A 21,550-nucleotide genomic window follows, 5' to 3' on the forward strand; every position below is an offset into this window, starting at 1 on the left:
GTCTCACTGGGTTTCGACGCGCGGTCGCGACCTCGTGCCTCGGTCGCGCGCTTGCTCAACCTTCGCCCGCGACGGCGGCTTCGCGGGCTCAGCCGCCTGCGGGCTCCGCCATCGTCTTCGTCTCGAGGTACTCCTCGAACCCGGCCACACCCATCTCGCGGCCGATCCCGGACTGCTTGTAGCCGCCGAACGGGGCGTCCGGGCTGAACCACACGCCGCCGTTGACGGCGAGCGTCCCGGTCCGGATCCGCGCCGCCACTGCCTTCGCGCGCTCCAGCGATCCCGAGTCCACCGATCCGGAGAGGCCGTACGGCGAGTCGTTGGCGATCCGCACCGCGTCGTCGTCCCCGTCGTGGGGGATCACCACCAGCACGGGCCCGAAGATCTCCTCCTGTGCCAGGCGCGAGGAGTTGTCGAGGCCCGCGACGACGGTCGGCTGCACCCAGTTGCCGGGCTGGTCGATGACCGCCCCACCCGTGGCGAAGGTGCCGCCCTCGGCGAGCGCGACGTCGAAGTACGCCGCCACCCGGTCGCGCTGGACGGGCGAGATCACCGGGCCGCAGATCGCGCCGGGGTCGGCGGGGTCCTTCGCACCGATCGACTCCATCGTCGCGGCGGCCACCTGGACGGCCTCGTCGTAGCGGTCGCGCGGCACGATGAGCCGCGTCGTGATCGCGCAGCCCTGTCCGGCGTGGATGCACGCGGCGAACGCGGTCCCGCCCGCCACCGCTGCCACGTCGGCGTCGTCGAGGGCGATGGCGGCGGACTTGCCGCCCAGCTCCAGGAAGACCTTCTTCAACGTGGGCGCGGCTGCGGCCATGATCGCCCTGCCGACGGCCGTCGAACCCGTGAACGACACCATGTCGACGCGCGGGTCGGTGCTCAGCCGGGCCGCGACCTCGTTGGACCGCGGCGTCACCACGTTGAAGACTCCCGCGGGGATGTCGGTGTGCTCGACGACCAGCCGGCCGAGCTCCGCCGCCACCCAGGGCGTGTCGGGTGCCGGTTTGAGGACGACCGTGCAGCCCGCGGCCAGGGCCGGGCCGACCTTGGCCAGGTTGATCTGCGTGGGCACGTTCCAGGGGGTGATGGCGGCCACGACGCCGACCGGCTCCCGCCGTACGGTGCGTCGCGAGGCGATGCCCATCGGCGCCGCGACGCCCAGGTCGCTCTCGAACTCATAGGTCTCGACGAGGTCGGTGACCCACTTCAGCCCCTCGACCGGCACGTCGAAGCCGGCCGCGCCCATCATGAAGCCGGGCATGCCGACCTCGGCGAGCGTCAGCGCACGGAACGCGTCCGCCTCCGCCAGAAGAGCAGCGTGGAGCTGGCGCAGGCAGCGCACCCGGAGGTCGCGGTCCGTCGACCAGTCGGTCTCGTCGAAGGCGCGCCGCGCTGCCGCGATCGCGGCGTCCACGTCGTCAGCGGTGCCGTCGGGCGCCTGTCCGATCTCCTCGCCGTTCGCCGGGTTGAAGATCGGGTACGACGCCCCGTCGGAGGCCGCGACGAGCTTGCCGTCGATCAGCTGCTGCGCTGCAGGAGGCAGTGCACTCACGCGATCACCTCCGGCGCAGGGTCCTGCGTCACGTAGTCGCCGCGCTCCACCGGCGGTGGCCACACCGTCGAGGGGAGGTCCTTGTAGTGGTAGTGCCCGGGGACGCCGTGGCCGGCCACCGACATCCGCTTCAGCAGCGTGTCCGGCGCCTTGCCCGCCTTGATGATGTCGAGGAAGGTGCTGGCGGTGGACGGCATGTCGAACCAGTCGCGCTGCCACGCGAACTTCAGCTTGCCGTTGTCGGGATGGCCGGCGCCGCGTTGTTGCCTCTCGACGCCGAACCACGAGCCGCCCAGGCCGAGGATCTCGTACTCCCTGCCCGTCGCGTCGTCGATGATCCCCGAGCGCTGCTTCCAGAACCCGAGCACCATCGACTTCTGCTCGTCGATCATCGTGCACACGTAGTCGTAGTGCCACCCGTCGAGGCCGTCCATCTCGATGCCGATCGCCCAGTCGCGGATCTGGTCGCGGCCGACCGCCATGAAGTGCTCGTCGGGCGAGTACATCCAGCCGTAGGTCGCGTCCTCGGCGTACCAGTCGGCCATCACCCGCCAGTCGCCGGTGCGCTCTCCCTCGCGGTTGACCTCCAGCCAGGTGTCCCAGAACTCCTCGATCTCGACCCTGCTGGGTGGCGCGGTGGGTTCCGTCATGTCAGTCCTCCTCGATGGAAAGGGCGAAGGCCGGGCAGTACCTCACGGCCGTGGTCACGTCGGGCCGACGGGCCTCTTCGGGGTGCTCGTCCAGCAGGAGCACGACGTCGGCCTCCTCGTCGAAGCCGAAGACGTCGGGAGCCTCGCCCTGGCAGAGCTGGTGTCCCTGGCACAGGCCGGTGTCGGCCACCACCCTCATCGCGACCGCCGCCGGTAGCGCACCTTGGCCGGCTGGGCCAGCTGGATCACCATCTTCGTGAAGTCGTCCTGGTACGACTCCAGCGGCTGCACCGCCTCGAACTCGAAGTCGCGCAGGATCACCGAGAAGATCGCCTTCATCTGCATCATCGCGAACGCGTTGCCCACGCAGCGGTGCTTGCCGGCGCCGAACGGGATCCAGGTCCAACGGTTCTGCAGGTCCTCCTGGCGCGGGTCAACGTAGCGCCCGGGGTCGAACGTGTCGGCCTTCGGGAAGTCGTCCTCGATCCGGTTGGAGACCCGCGGCGAGGCCGCGACGACGGTGCCCGCAGGGATCGTGTGCCCGAGCAGGTCGAAGTCCTCCTGGACGACCCGCATCAGGATCACCAGCGGCGGGTGCAGCCGCAGCGTCTCCTTCAGCGTCGACTCCAGGAGGGGGATCGAACGCAGTGCCTGGAAGGACACCTCCGAGCCATCCGCGTAGAGCTCGTCGAGCTCGGCGACGACGTCGGCCATGACGTCGGGGTGGCGGAGCAGCTCGATCATCGCCCACGACGCGGTGCCCGAGGACGTGTGGTGCCCGGCGAACATCATCGAGATGAAGATGCCGGTGACCATGTCGGCGTCGTAGCCCACGGCGACGAGCACGTCGAGCAGGTCCCGCTCCTCCTTGGGGATCTCGCCCTTCGCGAGCCGCGCCGAGATGATCGCCTGCACCTTCGCGACCAGCTCCTCGCGCGCCTCGTCCCGCACCCGGAAGCTCTCGATGTCGGCGTAGGGGTCGACGTACGCGATCGCGTCGGTGCCGTGCTCGAGGCGGTGGTAGATCTCGGCGAAGGTGCCGTCGAGCTGGTCGCGGAACGGCTTGCCGATCAAGCAGGAGGAGGTCGTGTAGATGGTGAGCTCGGCGAAGAAGTCGAGCAGGTCGATCTCGCCCTCGTCGCCCCAGTCCGCGACCATCCGGCGGATCTCGGCCTCGATGGTCTGCGCGTGGCCGCGCATCATCTCGCCGCGCAGCGCCTGGTTCTTCAGCATCTGCTGCCGCTCCTCGGGCGAGGCGTCGAAGACGACGCCCTTGCCGAAGATCGGCGTCATGAACGGGTACGCCGCGGCCTGGTCGAGCACGCTCTCCGGCGCCCGGAAGAACGCCTCGTTGGCGTCGGCACCGGTCACCAGCACGACCTGCTTGTCGGCGAGCCGGAACCGTCCGATGTCCCCGCACTCCTCGCGCACGCGGTGGAAGAGCCGGATCGGGTCCACCCGCATCTCGGGCAGGTGGCCGGTGCCCTTGATGATCGCGGGCACGCTCGGGTCCTGGTCGTCGAGCGCGCTCGAGACCTCGGGGATGTCGGAGAGGGTCACGCGTCCTCCAGCGGTGCTTCGGGGTTGACGTCGATCGGACTCAGGTGCACGCCGCGCGGCGCGCTGACCACGGTGGTGATCGCGTCCGCGATCGCCCGGGCCTTGAGGAAGTGCGAGTGCCGCGCCTGGCCGAACCTGACCCACTGGTTCAGGACCATGGCGGCGGCATCGGGGTCCCAGTCCATGCCCATCTCGCTCCACGTCGGGCCCGGGCGTACGACGGACGCCCGGACACCGCTGCCCTCGAGCTCCATCTGCAGGGCCCCCACCAGTCCCTCCAGCCCGGACTTCGTCGCGCTGTAGCCGCCCATGTAGGGACGCGGCCGGATCGCGACGTCGGAGGAGACGAACACGATGTCGCCGCGCCGCCGGTCCACCATGCCCGGCACGAACGCCCGGACCAGGCGGTGCGGCCCGAGCAGGTTGACGTCCACCTCGCGCCGGAGCCGCTCGCTGTCGGTGTCGAGGAGGCTGCCCGGTCCGATCAGCGCCGCGTTGCTGACGACGACCTCGACGTCGCCGAGGTCGGCGGCCGCCTTGGCGGCGAAGTCGGCGACACAGTCGTCGGAGGAGACGTCGAGCGCGTGCGCGACCGCCTCCCCTCCCTCCCCGCGGATCCGCGCGGCCAGCTCCTCGCACCGGTCGACCCGGCGTGCGCCGAGGGCGACCGGGTGACCGGCGGCGGCCAGCGCGAGCGCCGTCTCCGCCCCGATCCCGGACGAGGCGCCGGCGACCACCGCCGGACGCCGGGCGGGCCGCTCGTACCGCCCCATCACGCCTCCTCGCGCTCGACGAAGGTCACCGGCAGCGACGCGAACCCACGCACGCTCACCGAGTGCACCCGCACCGCACGGTCGGCGTGCACCTCGAAGTGCACCACCCGCCGCACCAGCTCGTCGAGCACGACCCGCGCCTCGAGCCGCGCGAGGTTGGCGCCGAGGCAGAAGTGCCGACCGGTGCCGAACGCGAGGCTCTCGGACAGCTCGTCCTTCGAGCGGTGCACGTCGTAGCGGTCCGGCTCGGTGAACACCCGTTCGTCGCGGTTGGCCGCTCCGATCAGCAGCAGCAGCTTCGACCCGGCCGGCATGGTCCGTCCGTGCAGCTCGACGTCGCGCGTGACGTAGCGCGCCAGCATCTGCGTGGAGTTGTCGTGCCGCAGCGTCTCCTCGACCCACGGCACCACCAGCGACGCACCGGGCGCCAGGACCGCGGCGCGCTGGACCGGGTCGGCCGAGAGGTGGAAGAGCGCGTTGCCCAAGAGCTTCGTCGTCGTCTCGTTGCCGGCCACGACCATCAGCGTGAGGAACGCCATGATCTCCTGGTCGGTCAGCCGGTCGCCGTCGAGCTCGGCCTCGACGAGCGCCGACGTCAGGTCGTCGGTCGGCTGCCGACGCCGCTGCGCGACCATGTCGCCGTAGTAGCCGAACAGCTCGATCGCCGCCTCGATCCCCGCGGGCGGCACGTCCCGGACACCCGCCTCGCGGTGGACCAGGAGGTCGGCCAGGCGTCGTACCTCGTCGCGGTCGGCCTCCGGCACGCCCATCATCTCGGAGATCACGTCCATCGGCAGCCGGCCGGCGATCCCACTGATCCAGTCGGCCTCGCCGTCCTCCGCGCTACGCGCGAGCACCTCCCCCAGGTAGCGCTCGGTGAGCTGCTGGACCTGGGGCTCCAGCTCCCGCACCCGGCGCGGGGTGAACGCCGCCGACACCAGCTTGCGGATCCGGCTCTGCGCCGCGCCGTCGAGGGCGAGGAACGACATCACCCGGTGCGCCTCGGGGTTCCACGCACTCGCGTCGAGGGTGACCCCCATCCGGTTGGAGAAGCCGACGTCGTCACGGAAGGCGGCGAACACGTCCGCGTGCCGCGACAACGCCCAGAAGTCGTCGCGCTCGCTGTAGTAGAGCGGAGCCTCGTCGCGGAGCCGGGCGTAGACCGGGTAGGGATCCTCGTGGAAGTCGTAGTCGTAGGGGTCGAAGAGCAACGGCTCCGCGGTCGTGAGGGACGAGGTCATCGGTCTGCTCCCAGGATCGTGGCAACGACGGTGTCGAGCCGGTCGCCGAGCTCGGCATAGGTGATCAGGCCCATCCCGGCCTGCAGCAGCGCCCCGGAGAAGGCCAGGACGAGGACGTCGACCAGCTCGGGGGTGCTGCTCTCCCCGAGCGCTGCGTCGAACCGGGCGACGAACTCGCCGCCGATCCGCAGCCGGAGCCGCTGGACGTCGGGGTCGGAGCCGAGCAGTGCGAAGTTCGCACCCGCTGCGACGTGCGGGTTGCGCTCGCAGAGGTCGGTGAGCGCCCGGGTCAGCGCCCGGACCCGCACCGTCGCGCTCGCGTCGTCGGACGCCGGCGGCGACTGCTCGACGAGCGCGCGGTGGAAGAGCTCCGCGAGGAGGTGGTTCTTCGAGGAGAAGTACGTGTACGCCGTCGCCGGGGAGACGCCCGCCCGCTCGGCCACCTGGCGCACGGTCAGCGCCTCGGGCCCGACCTCGGCGAGCTGGGCCAGGCCGGCCTCGAGGAGTCGCTGCACGGTCGCCGCCTGACGCTCGTTGAGCTCGCGGCGCGGCATGCTGGTCACCTGACTGGACACCTGTCCAACATAGGAGACGTTCTGACCGGATGCAAGACATTTCTAGAACGTGTTCTTATTCTGGACGCATGCGCAACGGCATCGTCCTCTTCACCTCCGACCGCGGCATCACGCCGGCCGAGCTCGCCGTCGCCGCGGAGGCTCGCGGCTTCGACACGATCTACGTGCCCGAGCACACGCACATCCCGGTGCGCCGCGACGCGCTGCACCCCACCGGTGGCGAGGAGCTGCCCGACGACCGCTACCTGCGCACGCTCGACCCCTGGGTCTCCCTCGCCACCTGCGCGGCGGTGACGGAGCGGATCGGCCTGTCCACCGCCGTCGCCCTCCCGGTGGAGTCCGACCCGATCACGCTGGCGAAGACGATCGCCACCCTCGACCACCTCTCCGGCGGGCGGGTCACCATCGGCGCCGGCTTCGGCTGGAACACCGACGAGCTCACGGACCACCACGTGCCTGCCGAGAAGCGCCGCACGGTGCTCAGGGAGTACCTCGAGGCGATGCGCGCCCTCTGGACGCAGGAGGAGGCGGCGTACGACGGCGAGTTCGTGTCGTTCGGCCCGTCCTGGGCCTACCCCAAGCCCCCGCAGGGCAGGGTGCCGGTCATCATCGGCGCCGGCGCGGGCCCCAGGACCTTCGAGTGGATCGCTCGCAACGCCGACGGCTGGATGACCACGCCGACCACCAGCGACGTGGCCGCCAACGCCGACAAGCTGCGCAAGGCCTGGGCCGACGCCGGCCGCGACGGCGACCCCGACATCCGCATCCTCGTCGCCAAGCGGCCGACCGAGGACGACTTCGCCGACTGGATGGCCGCCGGCCCCTCCGAGCTGATCTGGGGCGTCCCCGACTCCGACAAGGACGCGGTCCTCACCTACCTCGACAAGATGGCGGCCCGGCTGGGCCTCACTCCGTGAGCCGCTACGCCGACCTGAGCCGCGACGAGCTCGCGGTCCTGGTGCCCGAGCTGCTCCTCGTCGGGCAGCTGATCGACCGGTCCGGCATGGCGTGGTGCATCGCGGAGCTCGGCCGCGACGAGATGCTCCGGATCGCGATCGAGGAGTGGGCCGCTGCCAGTCCGATCTACACCCGCCGGATGCAGCAGGCCCTCGGCTACGCACCCGAGACGCCCGGTCGCGGCGACGTGGTCACGATCTTCAAGGGGCTGCAGCTCGACATCGGCGCTCCCCCGCAGTTCATGGACTTCCGCTACACGGTCCACGACCCGCACCACGGTGAGTTCCGGCTCGACCACTGCGGCGCCCTCATGGACGTCGAGCCGATGGGGCCCGACTACGTCACCGGCATGTGCCACGACATCGAGGACCCCACGTTCGACGCGACGGCGATCGCCTCCAACCCGAAGGCGCAGGTCCGACCGATCCACCGGCCGCCCCGGGTGCCGGCCGACCGCAGCCCGCACTGCGCGTGGACGGTCGTCATCGACGAGTCCCACCCCGACGCGGAGGGCATCCCCGCGCTCGCCGTGAACCAGGCGTCGCACGCGGCCACGCTGGAGCTGGCGCCGATCGACGCCACCGACGACGGGGCCTCCGACTACTCCGGACCCCTCGTCAGCGACCTCGACTTCGCGTCCTTCTCGCGCTCCGCGCTGGTCAGGATCGCCGACGAGGTCTGCCTGCAGATGCACCTGCTCGACCGGGCGTTCACCATCGCGCTCGAGAAGCGCTGCCCCGACGAGCAGGTCCTCCGGCTGCGTCGCCAGCAGCTCGTCGGCATCGCCGGCGTCGGAGCGATGCGCATCGCGCGGGCACTCGGGATCAGCCACGACGAGGACGGCGCCCGCCGGCTGCTCGCGCTGCACCCCTTGCTCAACCCGGCGGCGTACGTCGACACCGGCCTCGCCCACGACGACGGCGCCTGGGTGTCGTTGTGCGGCCCGGCCTGGACCGACGCGCTCGCCGCGATCGCGCAGGCCCTCGACCCGCACCTCGACGTGGTGGTCGAGACCGCGGCCGAGGGATCGCTGCGGCTCGACGACGTCGCCGTCGTACGACGGCCCGAGCCCGCGCCCGAGCGCAAGGAGGTCGCCGTCGTGAGGTTCAGCACCGGCACCGACTTCGCGTTCGAGGAGCGGCGCTCGCTCCCCATCACCCCCGTCTGACGCCGGCCCGGCGCAGGCGTCAGGCGCCGAACGCGTGGGTGGAGGTCACTCCGCCGTCGACGGTGATCTCGGCGCCGTTGATGTAGGACGACTCGTCGCTGGCGAGGAAGACGTAGACCGGCGCGATGTCCTCGGGGTGGCCCACCCGGCGCAGTGGCACGCGGGAGGCGCCGAACTCCATCGCGGCGTCGCCGCCGTGCACCCGGGTCATCGGGGTGTCGATCATGCCGGGGTGCACCGAGTTGACCCGCACCCCCTTGGGACCGAGCTCCATCGCCGCGCACTTGGTCATGCCACGGATCGCCCACTTGGTGGACGCGTAGGCCGTGCAGGACGGCATGCCGGCGATGCCCTCGATCGACGAGGCGTTGATGATCGACCCGCCGCCGTTCTTCCGCATGGTGCGCGAGACCGCCTGCATGCCGAGGAAGACCCCGACCTGGTTGACGTTCACGAGCAGCATGAACTCCTCGAGCGGCATCTCCTCGATGCGTCCGAAGCGCAGCAGCCCGGCGTTGTTGGCCAGCACGTTCACCGGCCCGAACCGCTCGTCGGTGTCCTCGACGACCGATGCCCACGACGCCGGGTCGCTGACGTCGTGCTCGGCGAAGTGCGCACGCGCACCCAGCTCGTCAGCCAGTGCCTGCCCCGCCTCCTTGGCGATGTCGGCGATCACGACCTTCGCGCCCTCGGCCACGTAGGCGCGCGCGATCGCCTCGCCCTGTCCCATCGCGCCACCGGTGACGATGGCGACCTTGCTGTCCAGACGTCCCACTGCGGATTCCTCCTGCTCAGACCGAGAGGCTCATGATGGAGTCGGCGGCGAAGCCGTCGGAAGGGTCGCGGTCGGCGAACCAGCCGCCGAGCTGCTTGTCGAGGTCGTCGGACGTCCAGACGTCGCCGGAGGCGTCGAAGCGCTGCGCCACGACCGGCGCCGCGACGACGGCGACCATGCCGCCGTACACGACGAAGACCTGGCCGGTCACCCGCTCGGCCGCAGGGGAGGCCAGGTAGGCCACGAGCGGAGCGACGTGGTCGGGCGAGTAGGGGTCGACCGAGCGGCCCGAGGTGTCCTCCCCGAAGACCTCGGCGGTCATCGCCGTGCGGGCACGGGGGCAGATCGCGTTGGCCCGCACGCCGATGCGCGACAGACCGCGGGCGGTCGACAGGGTGAGCGCGGTGATGCCCGCCTTGGCTGCGGCGTAGTTGGGCTGCCCGGGCGAGCCGCCCAGGAAGGCCTCCGACGCGGTGTTGACGACGCTGCCGTAGACCGGTCCACCGACCTCCTTCGACCTGCCGCGCCAGTACGAGGCGGCGTTGCGGCTGAGCAGGAAGTGGCCGCGCAGGTGGACGGCGATGACGGCGTCCCACTCCTCGTCGGCCATGTTGAAGAGCATCCGGTCGCGCGTCATGCCGGCGTTGTTGACGACGATGTCGAGGCCGCCGTACCCGTCGACGGCGGCGGCGACCATCGCGTCGGCGGTCGCCCGCTCGCTGACGTCGCCCGCGACGACCGTCGCCTCGCCGCCCCGGCCGCGGATCTCCTCCACGGCCTCGTCCCCCGCGCCCGGGAGGTCGTTGACGACGACCCGGGCACCGGCGTCGGCGAGAGCGAGCGCCTCGGCGCGCCCCAGCCCGGCCCCGGCACCGGTGACGATCGCCACCTTGCCGTCGAGGGAGGTCGTCACTCCGAGTCCTCGACCAGCGAGATCGCCGCACGCGGGCAGGCGGCGACCGCCTGGCGGACGCGCTGCTCGTTCTCGTCGGTCACCTCGTCGGTGTTGAGCTGCAGGAAGTCGTCGTCGTCCAGCTCGAAGACGTCGGGGGCGAGCGCCTCGCACATCGCGTTGGACTCGCAGAGGTCGAAGTCGACCTTGATCTTCATCAGTTTCTCCTCACACCATCTTGCGGTGGTCCCAGGTGGCGACGTGATCGGGATGGATGATCACGGCGACGCGCTTCTGCGCCTGCTTCTCGACGGTCTCGCGGCCGAAGTCCCCCAGTGCCTCGAACGACTCCGCGGCGAGCATCCGGGTCGCCACCTCCGAGCCGATCGAGAAGATCGCGTCGTGGTCGCGGACGATCTCGGCCTTGCCCTTGATCGACACGCCGCGCAGCTCGAAGTAGTCGGTGCCGTCCTCGACGAGAGCACTCACCCGCGGGTCGCGCTCGAGGTTGAGGATCTTCTGGCTGCGACCGTAGGTCCAGAACGCGATCTTGCCGTCGCGCACGATGTAGAAGAGCGTGGTCAGGTGCGGCACGCCGTCGGGTCCGTTGCTGGCGACCTGCACCTTGAGGTTCTCGCCGAGGAGCTCCTGCACCTCGGCGTCGGTCAGCTTCACCGCGTCGCGTCCGCTCGCCATGTCGGTCAGGATCCTTCCGAGGAGTGTCCGGGGAACACGTGGGCCGAGGGGTCGATGACGACCGCGGCGTTGTTGACGGCGGTGGCCGCCTCGCCGAAGCCGACCGCGATCAGGCGGACCTTGCCCGGGTAGTCGGTGATGTCCCCCGCCGCGAACACACGCTCGAGGTTGGTGCGCATCGAGGAGTCCACGACGAGGTGCCGCTTCTGGGTCTCGATCCCCCACTGCTGGAGCGGGCCGAGGTCGGCGATGAACCCGAGCGCGGCGACGACCGCCTGCGACTTCCGGGTCACGACCTCGCCGTCCACGCTGAGCTCGACCTCCGCGAGTGGTCCCGCGCTGCCGCCCGCGGCGTCACGGAGCGCGGTGACCTCCGCCTTGGTGATGATCTCGACCGAGGAGTCCCGCACCTGCTCGACCGTGCGCGCGTGGGCGCGGAAGGCGTCCCGCCGGTGCACGAGGGCGACGGAGTCGGCGACCGGTTCGAGGTGCAGCGCCCAGTCGAAGGCGCTGTCACCGCCGCCCACGATCACGACGTCCTTCCCGGCGTAGGGGGCGAAGCTCGGCACGAAGAACTCCACGCCCCGGCCGAGCCACCCGTCGCCCGCGGGTAGCGGGCGCGGGCTGAACTTGCCGATGCCGGCCGTGATCAGCATGACCTTGGCGCGCACGGTGGTGCCGTCGTCGAGGCCGAGGGTGACCCCGTCGGCGTCGTGCTCGAGGGTGGTGGCGGTGCGGTCGAGGAGGTACGTCGGCGATGCCGCGGCGGCCTGCTCGACGAGGCCCGCCACCAGGTCGCGGCCCTTGACGTTGGGGAAGCCGGCGACGTCGAGGATCGCCTTCTCGGGATACATCGCGGTGATCTGGCCGCCCAGCTCGGGCAGGGAGTCGACGACGGCGACGCTGAGCCCGCGGAATCCCGCGTAGTAGGCAGCGAACAACCCGGTCGGGCCGGCGCCCACGATGACCAGGTCGTGCTCCACGGGAGAAACTGTAACGTGTTCTACTTCCTCGTGGGGCATGACCCGGGGTCCTCCTGCTACTTGGTGTCGAGACCGTCGACCAGCCAGCCCTGGTCGGTGTGCACCATCGTCAGCAGCGCACGGTAGGGGGTGTACGTCGTCTTGGCGGCCTTGCCCTCGCCGCGGATGACGTACTGGTTGAGGAAGATCAGCGCTTCGAGCTCGGTCTCGTTGGCACGCACGACGCTCTGCGCGACGACCCGGACCTCCACCTGGGTCTTCCGCTTGATGAACTCGTCGCGCACGTCGTCGGTCGTCGCGCGGTACTCCTTCGCGAAGGAGTCGGTCATCAGCTTCACCGCGTCGTCGACGCCGTCGTCGTAGGTCTTCCAGCTGCGGGCGAACATGGTGGACGCGGCGGCGGCCGCCGCGTCGACACCGTCCTGCACCGCCACCTCGTTGAGGACGACCGGCCGCCCCGACGGCACCGCGATCGGCTCGTGGCTCGCGTCGTCGCCCGGCTTCTCGGACGAGCTCGACGAGGCCGTCGCGGGGTCGGCGTCGTCGTCGTGGTTCTTGTGGACGAAGAACCAGATCGCCTGGAGCAGGAGCAGCAGGACGCAGACCGCCACGAGCGACAGCAGCACGGCCGTCGTACGGGGGCCGCCCAAGCCTCCTGAGGACGAGCCTGCCTGGTCCGGCGGCGGTGTCACGGGCGGCGCCGCCCGCGTGGGCCGCGGAGCCGTGACCGCGCGCGGCAGCGTCGGCGGCGCGGAGGCGGGCGGGGCCGTCCGCGGAGCGACGGTGGCGTCGGCGGCGGTGGTGTCGGCAGCAGAGATGTCGGGAGCGTCCAGGCCAGGGGTGTCGGCAGCAGAGATGTCGGTTGCGTCCGGCGCAGGGGCGTCCTTGGCGGGGACGTCCGTGGCGGGGACGTCGCGACCGGCGATCTTGCGCGGCTTCGGTGTGTTGGTCCGCGAGGGACGGCGGGGGGCGGGACGGCTCATCGAGGAGATCTCAATTCACGTACTGGAGGTCGCTGGTCAGCCACTGGCCGTCGACGAGCTCGAGGTGGAGCTGCAGCCGGTAGCTCCGGGCCTGTTCCTTGAAGTCGGTCACCTTGTTGGACACGGTGCCGTTGGTCGCCAGCACGACGTCGGCACTGTCCTTGTCACCGGACACCAGGCCGGCCCAGACGACCTCGCCGGTCTGCGTCGCCTTCGCTCGACGCGTGAGCTTCTCCAGGTCGTCGGAGGCGTGGTTGTACTGCTTGAGGAACGCGCCGGACGCGAGTGCCTTGACGGCCGCGATGTTGGCATCGACGTGCTGGTACTGGATGTTGAGGAACGCGTTGACCATCTTGGTCGCGGCCTCGATCTGGTCGGCCGCGCGGACCTGCTCGGCCTCCGACGCGAGGTCCATCTTCTGCACCGTGCCGTCGCCGACGTCCTCACCGACCCGGGTCTCGCCGGCGGACTCGATGCGCTTGTCCTTGACCAGGTTCCAGGCGTCGGCGGCGAACCCGCCCGAGGTGTCGGAGGTCGCCTCGGACCTGTAGGTGTCCCACATGATCGCCGTCAGCACGACGACCGCGCCGAGGCACAGCACGACGACGACGTAGAGGATGGCGTTGAGGTTGCCCGGACCGCGGCGCCCCTGCTCCCCTGGCGAGCCAGGCGTCAACGCGCCACCGGTCCCACGAGCAGCCACTTCCACGCATCCCCTCCCAGGACGGACATGTTCTCCGGCTGGTGCACTGCCACCTGCCGCCCCTCGTCGTCACGCACGCCCGGGACGATGCCCGTCCGCGTGTCGTAGACGCCACTGTAGACGCGCGGCCCCGAGGCGTTGCCGCGCCGGGCCGGTACGTACTTCGGACCGCGCATGACGTACGGCGGCCCCGACTTGCACTGGGCGTGGAAGTACGGCGCGTCCGTGAGGTCGTACGGCGAGCGCCACTGGCTCGGCGGCAGGTAGCCGTCGGTGCAGGGCGGGACGCTGTAGTCGAACTGCAGGTTGATGTGGCCCCAGCCGTCGCGCGTGCTGCCGGTGGGACCGCCCGCCATCAGCGTCGGGTAGGTGACCAGCAGCTGCTCGAGCCCGTCGAGGTTCGCGGTGACCACCTGGTCGACCGTCACCAGGTCGCTGAAGAGCACCGGCAGGGTCGGCTCAAGGTCCTCGAGCAGGCCCTGGAGCTCGCGGGCGGCGCCCGGCGTGCTAACCAGCACCTTGCGCAGGTCGCCGTCGCTCTGCGCGAGGGCGGTGGTGAGCGTGTCGAGGTCGTGCGCGAAGGAGCGGATGTTCTCGCTCTGGCCCTGCTGGGTGCGCAGCACCGTGAGGCCGTTCTTCAGCAGCGCGATGGTCTCGTCGCTGTGCTCGGTCGCCTCGTTGATGAACTGCGACCCGCTGTCGAGCATGGTCTGCAGGTCGCGGCCGGTGTCGCCGAACATGGTGCCGAGCTCGTCGATGACGACGCGGAGGCTCTTCTTGTCGACGGAGTCGACGAAGTCGCTGAGGTCGACGAGCAGGTCGCCCTCGTCGACCGGCAGCGAGGCGTCGTCCCCGTGGAAGACCGTGCCGTCCTTGGCGTAGGGGCCGTCCTCGTCGTCGGGCTGGAAGTCGAGGTACTGCTCCCCCACCGCCGACAGGTTGTGGACGTACATCACGGAGTCGGTCGGCAGCTTCGTGTCCTGCTCGATGGCGAGCTTGAGCTTCACGCCGTCGGTCGTCGGCGTCATCTCGGTGACCTTGCCGATCTTGACGCCGCGGTAGGTGACCTCGCTGCCCTCGAAGAGGCCGCCGGAGCCGGGCAGGGTCGCAGTGACCGTGAGCCCGTTGCCGGTCAGCTTGTCGATGAAGCCGAGGTAGTTGGCCGTGATGTAGGTGATGCCGATCGCGCTGAGGACGACGAAGGCCATCAGCCGGATCCGTACGCCGCGGCTCATGCCGTCACCCCCAGCAGCCCGGAGGGGTCGTCGGGATCCGCGGATCCGTCGCCGGCCGAGTCGCCGAGCAGCCCGCGGGTGAGGCCGTTGACCCCATCGGTGTAGCCGTTCATCGTGTCGTCGAGCACACCCTTGTTGAGCAGCCCGCCGAGGTCGATGTCGGGCAGCGCGTTCAGCAGCCGGCAGACCGGGCTGTCCTCGATCTCCTGGTCGCGGCACGCGTCCTTGAGCTGGCTCAGCAGGTCGGCGCTGCGCAGCACCTTGGCGCACGCGGCGCTGGCGAGGGTGCCGCTGCGCAGACACCGTTGTACGGCGTTGAGCAGCTGTCCCGGGTCCGGCAGCTGGATCTGCGGGATGCCGAGGTTCTTGAAGAGGTTGTCGAAGTCGATGTCGAGCCGGCCGATGCTGTCGGCGTAGTCGCCCTCGACGATGTTGTTGGCGGCCTTGGGGAACGGGAAGCTCACCAGCAGGTTGACGCCGGGCCCGAGGTCGTGACCGGCGGCCGTGAGGCGGGTCAGGATCGGGTAGAGGTGCCCGAGCATCTTGAGGATGTCCTCCTTGCTCGCCCGGATCACCCGCGTCCCGACCTTGCCGAGGCGCTCGAGCGAACCGAGCATCGCCACCAGCTCGTCGTGCTGGCCGTCGAGCACCTTGATGGCCGGGCCGACCGCGTCGAGGGCCTCGCCGATGGTGTCCTTCTCGGCGTTGAGCGTCGCGGTCAGGTTGTTCATCGACTCGAGGGCGTGGATGATGTCGCCCTTCTGCTGGTCGAGCGTGCCGATCACGCCGTCCAGGGAGTCGAGGAGCGCGCGCAGCCGGTCCTCCCTGCCCGACATCACCAGGTTGGCCTCGTGGGTGATCGTGCCGAGCTGCGCGACCCCGCCACCGCTGAGCAGGAAGGAGAGCGCGCCGAGCACCTCCTCCACCTCGGGGTTCCGACCGGTGACCGACAGCGGGATCTCGTCGCCGTCCTCGAGCCGGTGGTCGGAGGGGGCCTGCTCGGTCGGCGGCACCAGGGCGACGTACTTCTCGCCCAGGAGCGAGACCTGGCGGATCTCCGCGATCGCGTTGTCCGGGAGGTCGACGTCGTTCTTGACGAGCAGGTCCACCTTGGCGTGCCAGCCGACTCGCTCCACCGACGTCACCTGCCCGACGACGACGTCGTCGACCATCACCGGCGACTTCGGCACCACGTTGAGCACGTCGGCGAACTCGGCGGTCACGTGGAAGCCGTCGTCCTCGTCGACCGGGTTGCCCGGCAGCGGGAGGTCGTAGGCGCCGTTGAAGTCGCACGCCGAGAGCATCGACGTGCCGAGGAGCAGGGCGACCAGCCAGCTCAGTGCGCGCTTCACGACGTGCCTCCCAGCAGTCCGCTCATCGACGGGTCGTCGACCGGGACGTAGTCCATCGGGGGGGTCGCGGGCACGTTGAGCACGCCCTTCTTGGTGTCCACCGCCTGCTTCGGGACGTACTGGTCGTATTCCGGGGGCAGCGGCGGGATGTTGTCGATGATCGGGCTCAGCAGCTGCGAGATCAGGTCGCAGGCGGTGTCCTTCAACACCCGCGGCATGCCGGGGTTCTGCTGGATGATGCTGCAGAGGAAGCCGTCTGCCGTCCAGATGTTGCCCGCGATGCCGACGCGGGAGTTCTGGGTGCCGCTGGAGTGGTCGAAGCCGAGGTGCAGGCTGTCCATCGCCGTCGGGGCGATCTCGAGAGCGGTGTTGAGGTTGTCCTTCTCCGAGGCGATGGTCGTCATCACCGTCGTGAGCTGGCGGATGTCCTTGGCGAGGCCGTCGCGGTTGTCGCGCACGAAGGTCTCGACGCTGCCCACGGCGCGGGCGACCGACGCGACGGCCGCCTGCAGCTCGTCGCTCTCCGTCGCGAGCGTGTGCGAGACGCCGGTGAGGTCCTCCATGAAGGCCTGCACGAGCTTGTCGTTGTCGGCGAGCGTGGAGGTGAAGTCGGCGAGGTTGCTCACGGTGTCGAAGAGCGGGCCGGCACCGTCACCGAAGGTCTTGGCGGCCAGGGCCAGCTCGCGGATCATCTCGTTGCCGGCGCCGCCCTGTCCCTGGAGGGCCTTCTGGCCCGCCTTGAGCAGGTGGTCGAGGGAGCCGTCCTTGTTGACACCGTTGGGGCCGAGCGCCCGGGTCAACGCCTGGAGGCTGCTGTAGATCCGGTCGAGCTCGACCGGCACCCCGGTGTCGGGCAGGGCGATCTCCGCCCCGTCGGCCATGACGTCGCCCGTGCCCTTGTAGACCGGCGTCAGCTGGACGAAGCGGTCGGCGACCAGCGTGGGCGTCACGATGACCGCCTTGGCGTTGGCCGGGACCTTGTACTTCGCGTCGTACTCCATCTCGACGCGGACCGCGTTGCCTGCCGGGATGACCTCGGTGACGCGCCCCACGGTGACCCCGAGGATGCGGACGTCGGTGCCCTTGTAGACGCTCACCGCTCGGGGGAACATCGCGGTCACGGTCTTGTTGTCGTGCGGCGAGCGCGCGACGTTGAGCACGGCCGCGAGCGCGACGAGCATCACGACGAGGATCACGATCCTGCGATCGACGCGCTGCCAGACCTTCGCCACCATCGTCATCCCTCGAACTTCCCCGGCACGAACTCGCCGGTGGGGATCGTGAGCAGGTTGACCGCCAGGGCGTCGAACCACGGACCGGTGCCGATGATGTTGCTGAGGATCGACACGTAGGGGCCCAGCTGGTGCAGGGTCGCCTTGAGCTCCTCCTTCTTGTCCACGAGCATCGCGGTCAGCTCGTCGACCTCCTTGAGCGCCGGCCCGATCTGCTCGGAGTTGTCGTCCGCGACTCCCTTGAGCTCGTCGGCGAGCACCCGCGCGTTCACCAGGAGGCGGTGGACGGCGGCCTTCCTCTTCTGCAGCTCCTTGAAGACGAGGTCGCTGTGGTGCATCAGGTCGACGATGTCCTTGCTGCGGTTCTTCAGCACCTTGGTGACCTGCTGGGAGCTGTCGAAGAGCGACTGCAGCTCGTCGTCGCGCTGCGACACGCTCCGCGACAGACGGGCGATGCCGTCGAAGGCAGCGGCGATCTCCGGCGAGGAGTCGTCGAGGGTGCCGGACACCACGTCGAGCGCCTTCGAGAGCTGGTGGGTGTTGATCTCCTCGGTGGTTGTGGTGAGGTCGCTGAAGACGCCGACGATGTCGTAGGCGGACTCGGTGTGCTCCAGCGGGATCGTGTCGCCCGCCTCGAGCTGCCCGTCACCGACCGGCGTCACGTCGAGGTACTTCTCACCGAGCAGGTTGAGCACCTCGATCGAGGCCTTCGAGTCCGGGCCGAAGTCGACCTCGCCGTTGATCTCGAACTTCACCACGACGCGGTCGTTGTCGAGGTCGACCGCGGTGACGCGGCCGACCCGGATGCCGCCGACCTGGACGATGTTGCCCTTGTGGATGCCACTCGCGTCGCTGAACTCGGCGTAGTAGGTGGTGCCGCGGAACCCCGGGAACTTGCCGAGGTTGAAGGTCGCCGCCGACACCAGCGCCATCACCACGAGCGTGATGACCCCGAGTCGCATGACCCGTGCGTCCCTGGTGCCGCGCATCAGTCGTTGCACCTCGCAGCCGTGGAGTGGAAGTCGAAGTGGGAGATGTACTCCTGGATCTGCTGGACGATCGGGATGTTGCCGAGCGCCGGGAGGTCGATACGCGCGGTGAACCCGCAGAAGTAGTACTGGTACCAGGACCCGTAGGTGCCGGTGCGCGTCTGGTCGGCCATCACCTCGGGCATCCGGTCGAGGAGGTCGATGAACTCCTTGCGCTGGTCCGGCGAGTTGATCAGCTGGGCCACGTCGTGCAGCGCAGCGATGTCGCGCTTCAGCAGCGGGCGACCGCGGTGGAGCAGGTCGGCGACCTCGACGGTGAGGTCGGAGATGTTGTCGAGCGAGCCGCCGATCGTCTTGCGGTCGCGGGACAGGTCCTGCATCCAGTTCTTCAGCTCCACCACGAGGCTGCTCAGCTGCTGGTGACGCCTGTTGACCGTGTCGAGGGTCTGGCTCAGGTTCGTGACGACCTCGCCGATGAGCTTGTCGCGGTCGGCGAGCGACGTGGTCAGCGACGCGGTGTGCTCGAGCAGGCCTCGCACGGTGCCGCCCTCGCCTTGGAGGACCTGCACCAGGTTCATGCTCAGCTCGTTGACCTGGTCGGGCGTCAGGGCCTGGAAGAGCGGCTTGAAGCCGTCGAAGAGCACCGTCAGGTTCAACGAGGGGCTGGTCTGCTGCACCGGGATCGTGTCGCCGTCGTCGAGCGCCTCGGCGTCTGCTGAGTCCTTGCCCTGCTCCAGCGCCATGTAGCGATCGCCGATCAGGTTGAGGAAGCGGATCTCCGCGGTCGACGAGGTGGTCAGCTTCACGTCGGAGTCGACCTTGAAGGTCACCAGCGCCATGGTCCGCTCGTAGTGCTCGACGTCCTTGACCTCGCCGACCGAGACACCGGCGATCCGGACGTCGTCGCCCTTCTCGAGCATGCTCGCGTTGGTGAAGACGGCCTTGTAGGTGGTGGACGAGCCCAGCCCGATGTTCCCCATGATGATCGTCAGTCCACCGGTCAGGAACACCGACAGCGCCGTGAAGACCGCGAGCTTGATGCCTGCGGAGTAGAAGGTCCGGTTGCGGCTGTGCGTGTTCATCCCACCGGCCTCCCCTTGCGCACGACGGGGCCGTAGAGGAGCGGACCGAGCGAGCCGTAGGAGTCGGGCTGCTTCCCGCTCCTGGTGGCGAGCAGGGCGTTGACGACCTCCTGGTCGCCCTGGCTCCCCGCGAAGCCACTGGTCAGGTTGATGTCGGGCAAGGCACCGAAGTTGGGGATCGGGCTGGTCGGCGGGTGCTCGTCGATGTCGCTGCCGTTGTCGAGGGGCACGGCGTCGCCCGGCACCTTGAACTTCGGCAGGCCCAGGCACCACGGCCCGTGCCCGACCTCGCCGTACTCCATGAAGTCGTCGGCGGTGAAGTGCCGGAACTGGGCGTTGCCGAGCTCGAAGTACTGCTTGACCACGTTGCCCTCGAACGTGCGCGACAGGATCGGCGCGTACGCCGCCGCACCCTCGAGCAGGCAGGGGAACTCGGGCGAGTAGGTGTCGAGCAGCTGCAGGACCGGCACGGTGACCTTGCCGGCCTCCACCATGTTCTGCTCGTTCTCCCGCAGCACCCGCGTCGCGGTGTCCGCCAGACCGCCGAGGTCGGAGAAGAACACGTCGAGGTCCTTGGCCTTCTCCGTGATGGTCTTGCTGGTGACCGTCACGTTGTCGAGCACGTCGAGCAGGTCGGGCGCGGCCACGTCGTACGCGTCGGCGACGTCGGCCAGCGCGATCAGGTCCTGGCGCAGCGTCGGCAGGTTCTCGTCGATGATGCCGAGGTAGTCGCCGAGCTGGTCCATCGTCTCGCCGATCTGCTCACCGCGGCCGTCGAGGGCCGTCGCCAGGGCGTGCAGGGTGGCGTTCAGGTCGGCCGGCCGCACGGCGCGCAGCAGCGGGAACAGGTGCGCGAGGACCTGGCTGAGCTCGACGTTGGTCGTCACGTGGTCCGCTGGGATGACGGCGCCGTCCTGCAGGCTCTCGGACGACGGGGAGTCGGGGCGGACGAACGAGATGTACTTCTGGCCGAAGAGGGTGGTGGGCAGGATCTCGACCTGGATGTTGGCCGGGATCTGCTTGGCCGCGTCGCGGTTGAGCGCGACGTGGATCTCGGCCTCCTTGCCGTTCTGGTCGATCTCGCGGACCTGACCGACGAGGGCGCCGTTGAGGCGGACGTCACCGAACTTCGCGAGCTGCAGGCCGGCGCGGTCGGCCTTGATGGTGACCATCGTCGACCGGTCGAAGTCCTTGTTGTAGATCGCGATCGAGAGCCAGATGAGCAGGGCCATCGTCAGGATGAAGCCGATGCCGGCGACGAGCAGCCGGTTGTGCTCCTTCGCGGAGTCGTGGTGGATGTTGACCAGCATTATCCGGTGATCCTCACCGTGGTGGTCGATCCCCAGATCGCGAAGCTGAGGAAGAAGTCGGCGACGACGATGGTCACGATGCTCGTGCGGATCGCCTGGCCGACGGCGCGGCCGACGCCGGCGGGACCGCCGCTGGCGGTGTAGCCGTAGTAGCAGTGGATCAGGATGACCGCGACGGCGAGGAAGAGAAGCTTGCCGAAGGACCACAGCATGTCGATGGGCGGCAGGAACTGCAGGAAGTAGTGGTCGTAGGTGCCCGGCGACTGGCTGTAGATGAGCGTCACGATCAGCCGGGGCGAGAGGTACGACGCGCAGAGCGCCACGATGTAGAGCGGGATCACCGCGATGAACGCCGCGACGATGCGCGTCGTCACGAGGAACGGCAGCGACGGGATCGCCATCACCTCGAGCGCGTCGATCTCCTCGGAGATGCGCATCGCGCCGAGCCGTGCGGTGTAACCGCAGCCGACGGTGGCCGCGAGCGCGATCGCGGAGACGAGGGGGGCGACCTCACGGGTGTTGAAGTAGGCCGAGATGAAGGCGCTGAACTTCGCGACGCCGATCTGGCTCAGGCTGGCGTAGCCCTGGAGGCCCACCTCGGTGCCGGCGAAGAAGGACATGAACGCGATGACGCCGACCGAGCCCAGGATCACGCTGAGCCCGCCGGCGCCGAAGGCGACCTCGGCCAGCGTGTTGAGGATCTCCCGCGGGTAGCGCTTGATCGCGGCCGGCACCCACGCGATCGCGCGGACGTAGAAGAGCAGCTGGTCGCCGTACCCCTCGAGCGTGCGACGACGGGCCTGGACCGTGTCGCTGACGAAGTCGGAGAGCGCGGCCAT

Annotated in this window: 23 protein-coding genes; 2 read left to right on the plus strand and 21 right to left on the minus strand. The window is 69.7% G+C overall.

Annotation, left to right across the window (positions count from 1 at the left end; genetic code table 11):
• Window positions 1-88 precede the first annotated feature (88 nt).
• The 7 genes from ACAX67_RS18765 to ACAX67_RS18795 are packed head-to-tail and all read right to left on the minus strand — an operon-like array spanning window position 89 to window position 6,354.
• Entirely contained in the window at window positions 89-1,555 is a 1,467-nt protein-coding gene (locus ACAX67_RS18765; protein WP_370705405.1) for an aldehyde dehydrogenase, read from the minus strand.
• Window positions 1,552-2,205, minus strand: coding sequence for a nuclear transport factor 2-like protein (locus ACAX67_RS18770; protein ID WP_370705406.1), 654 nt, complete (start codon window positions 2,203-2,205; stop codon window positions 1,552-1,554). The genes ACAX67_RS18765 and ACAX67_RS18770 overlap by 4 nt, the downstream gene beginning before the upstream one ends.
• Before the next feature lies 1 nt (window position 2,206).
• The gene (locus tag ACAX67_RS18775) at window positions 2,207-2,404 is read right to left on the minus strand and encodes a ferredoxin (protein WP_370705407.1); all 198 of its coding nucleotides are present in this window, start codon (window positions 2,402-2,404) and stop codon (window positions 2,207-2,209) included.
• Window positions 2,401-3,765, minus strand: coding sequence for a cytochrome P450 (locus tag ACAX67_RS18780; protein ID WP_370705408.1), 1,365 nt, complete (start codon window positions 3,763-3,765; stop codon window positions 2,401-2,403). The genes ACAX67_RS18775 and ACAX67_RS18780 overlap by 4 nt, the downstream gene beginning before the upstream one ends.
• Window positions 3,762-4,538 carry an SDR family oxidoreductase gene (locus ACAX67_RS18785; protein ID WP_370705409.1) on the minus strand — a complete coding sequence of 259 codons (777 nt, stop codon included), beginning with the start codon at window positions 4,536-4,538 and terminating at the stop codon, window positions 3,762-3,764. The genes ACAX67_RS18780 and ACAX67_RS18785 overlap by 4 nt, the downstream gene beginning before the upstream one ends.
• Complete coding sequence (locus tag ACAX67_RS18790) at window positions 4,538-5,779, minus strand: cytochrome P450 (protein ID WP_370705410.1); 1,242 nt, start codon at window positions 5,777-5,779, stop codon at window positions 4,538-4,540. Before ACAX67_RS18790 ends, ACAX67_RS18785 begins: the two co-directional genes overlap by 1 nt.
• Window positions 5,776-6,354 carry a TetR/AcrR family transcriptional regulator gene (locus tag ACAX67_RS18795; RefSeq protein ID WP_370705411.1) on the minus strand — a complete coding sequence of 193 codons (579 nt, stop codon included), beginning with the start codon at window positions 6,352-6,354 and terminating at the stop codon, window positions 5,776-5,778. The genes ACAX67_RS18790 and ACAX67_RS18795 overlap by 4 nt, the downstream gene beginning before the upstream one ends.
• A 68-nt stretch (window positions 6,355-6,422) precedes the next feature.
• Between ACAX67_RS18795 and ACAX67_RS18800 the strand changes: the two genes are divergently transcribed.
• Together ACAX67_RS18800 and ACAX67_RS18805 are read left to right on the plus strand one after the other, a co-directional pair.
• Window positions 6,423-7,271, plus strand: coding sequence for an LLM class F420-dependent oxidoreductase (locus ACAX67_RS18800; protein ID WP_370705412.1), 849 nt, complete (start codon window positions 6,423-6,425; stop codon window positions 7,269-7,271).
• A complete protein-coding gene (locus tag ACAX67_RS18805) occupies window positions 7,268-8,479 on the plus strand; it encodes a hypothetical protein (RefSeq protein ID WP_370705413.1) in 1,212 nt (403 codons plus the stop codon). The genes ACAX67_RS18800 and ACAX67_RS18805 overlap by 4 nt, the downstream gene beginning before the upstream one ends.
• A gap of 19 nt (window positions 8,480-8,498) precedes the next feature.
• Here ACAX67_RS18805 and ACAX67_RS18810 read toward each other — a convergent pair whose 3' ends face one another.
• The 14 genes from ACAX67_RS18810 to ACAX67_RS18875 are packed head-to-tail and all read right to left on the minus strand — an operon-like array spanning window position 8,499 to window position 21,550.
• A complete protein-coding gene (locus ACAX67_RS18810; protein ID WP_370705414.1) occupies window positions 8,499-9,254 on the minus strand; it encodes an SDR family NAD(P)-dependent oxidoreductase in 756 nt (251 codons plus the stop codon).
• Between the two features lie 16 nt (window positions 9,255-9,270).
• A complete protein-coding gene (locus tag ACAX67_RS18815) occupies window positions 9,271-10,167 on the minus strand; it encodes a 3-oxoacyl-ACP reductase (RefSeq protein ID WP_370705415.1) in 897 nt (298 codons plus the stop codon).
• Window positions 10,164-10,364, minus strand: a complete 201-nt coding sequence (locus ACAX67_RS18820; RefSeq protein ID WP_370705416.1) for a ferredoxin — start codon at window positions 10,362-10,364, stop codon at window positions 10,164-10,166. Before ACAX67_RS18820 ends, ACAX67_RS18815 begins: the two co-directional genes overlap by 4 nt.
• Window positions 10,365-10,374: 10 nt before the next feature.
• Window positions 10,375-10,842, minus strand: coding sequence for a pyridoxamine 5'-phosphate oxidase family protein (locus ACAX67_RS18825; RefSeq protein ID WP_370705417.1), 468 nt, complete (start codon window positions 10,840-10,842; stop codon window positions 10,375-10,377).
• Window positions 10,843-10,847: 5 nt separating this feature from the next.
• On the minus strand, window positions 10,848-11,825 hold the full coding sequence (locus ACAX67_RS18830) for an NAD(P)/FAD-dependent oxidoreductase (protein WP_370705418.1): 978 nt from the start codon (window positions 11,823-11,825) through the stop codon (window positions 10,848-10,850).
• Between the two features lie 56 nt (window positions 11,826-11,881).
• Window positions 11,882-12,808, minus strand: coding sequence for a hypothetical protein (locus ACAX67_RS18835; RefSeq protein WP_370705419.1), 927 nt, complete (start codon window positions 12,806-12,808; stop codon window positions 11,882-11,884).
• Between the two features lie 10 nt (window positions 12,809-12,818).
• Window positions 12,819-13,484 carry an Rv1363c family protein gene (locus ACAX67_RS18840; protein WP_370705420.1) on the minus strand — a complete coding sequence of 222 codons (666 nt, stop codon included), beginning with the start codon at window positions 13,482-13,484 and terminating at the stop codon, window positions 12,819-12,821.
• On the minus strand, window positions 13,481-14,746 hold the full coding sequence (locus tag ACAX67_RS18845; protein ID WP_370705421.1) for an MlaD family protein: 1,266 nt from the start codon (window positions 14,744-14,746) through the stop codon (window positions 13,481-13,483). The genes ACAX67_RS18840 and ACAX67_RS18845 overlap by 4 nt, the downstream gene beginning before the upstream one ends.
• Window positions 14,743-16,098: an MCE family protein gene (locus ACAX67_RS18850; RefSeq protein ID WP_370705422.1), complete on the minus strand. Its 1,356-nt coding sequence runs from the start codon at window positions 16,096-16,098 to the stop codon at window positions 14,743-14,745. Before ACAX67_RS18850 ends, ACAX67_RS18845 begins: the two co-directional genes overlap by 4 nt.
• A complete protein-coding gene (locus tag ACAX67_RS18855) occupies window positions 16,095-17,339 on the minus strand; it encodes an MCE family protein (protein ID WP_370705423.1) in 1,245 nt (414 codons plus the stop codon). Before ACAX67_RS18855 ends, ACAX67_RS18850 begins: the two co-directional genes overlap by 4 nt.
• Window positions 17,336-18,319, minus strand: a complete 984-nt coding sequence (locus ACAX67_RS18860) for an MCE family protein (protein WP_370705424.1) — start codon at window positions 18,317-18,319, stop codon at window positions 17,336-17,338. Before ACAX67_RS18860 ends, ACAX67_RS18855 begins: the two co-directional genes overlap by 4 nt.
• The gene (locus tag ACAX67_RS18865) at window positions 18,319-19,401 is read right to left on the minus strand and encodes an MCE family protein (RefSeq protein WP_370705425.1); all 1,083 of its coding nucleotides are present in this window, start codon (window positions 19,399-19,401) and stop codon (window positions 18,319-18,321) included. The genes ACAX67_RS18860 and ACAX67_RS18865 overlap by 1 nt, the downstream gene beginning before the upstream one ends.
• A complete protein-coding gene (locus tag ACAX67_RS18870) occupies window positions 19,398-20,711 on the minus strand; it encodes an MCE family protein (RefSeq protein ID WP_370705426.1) in 1,314 nt (437 codons plus the stop codon). The genes ACAX67_RS18865 and ACAX67_RS18870 overlap by 4 nt, the downstream gene beginning before the upstream one ends.
• A complete protein-coding gene (locus ACAX67_RS18875) occupies window positions 20,711-21,550 on the minus strand; it encodes an MlaE family ABC transporter permease (protein ID WP_370705427.1) in 840 nt (279 codons plus the stop codon). The genes ACAX67_RS18870 and ACAX67_RS18875 overlap by 1 nt, the downstream gene beginning before the upstream one ends.

Origin of the sequence: Nocardioides candidus (assembly GCF_041321175.1) — a bacterium.
GTDB lineage: Bacteria > Actinomycetota > Actinomycetes > Propionibacteriales > Nocardioidaceae > Nocardioides.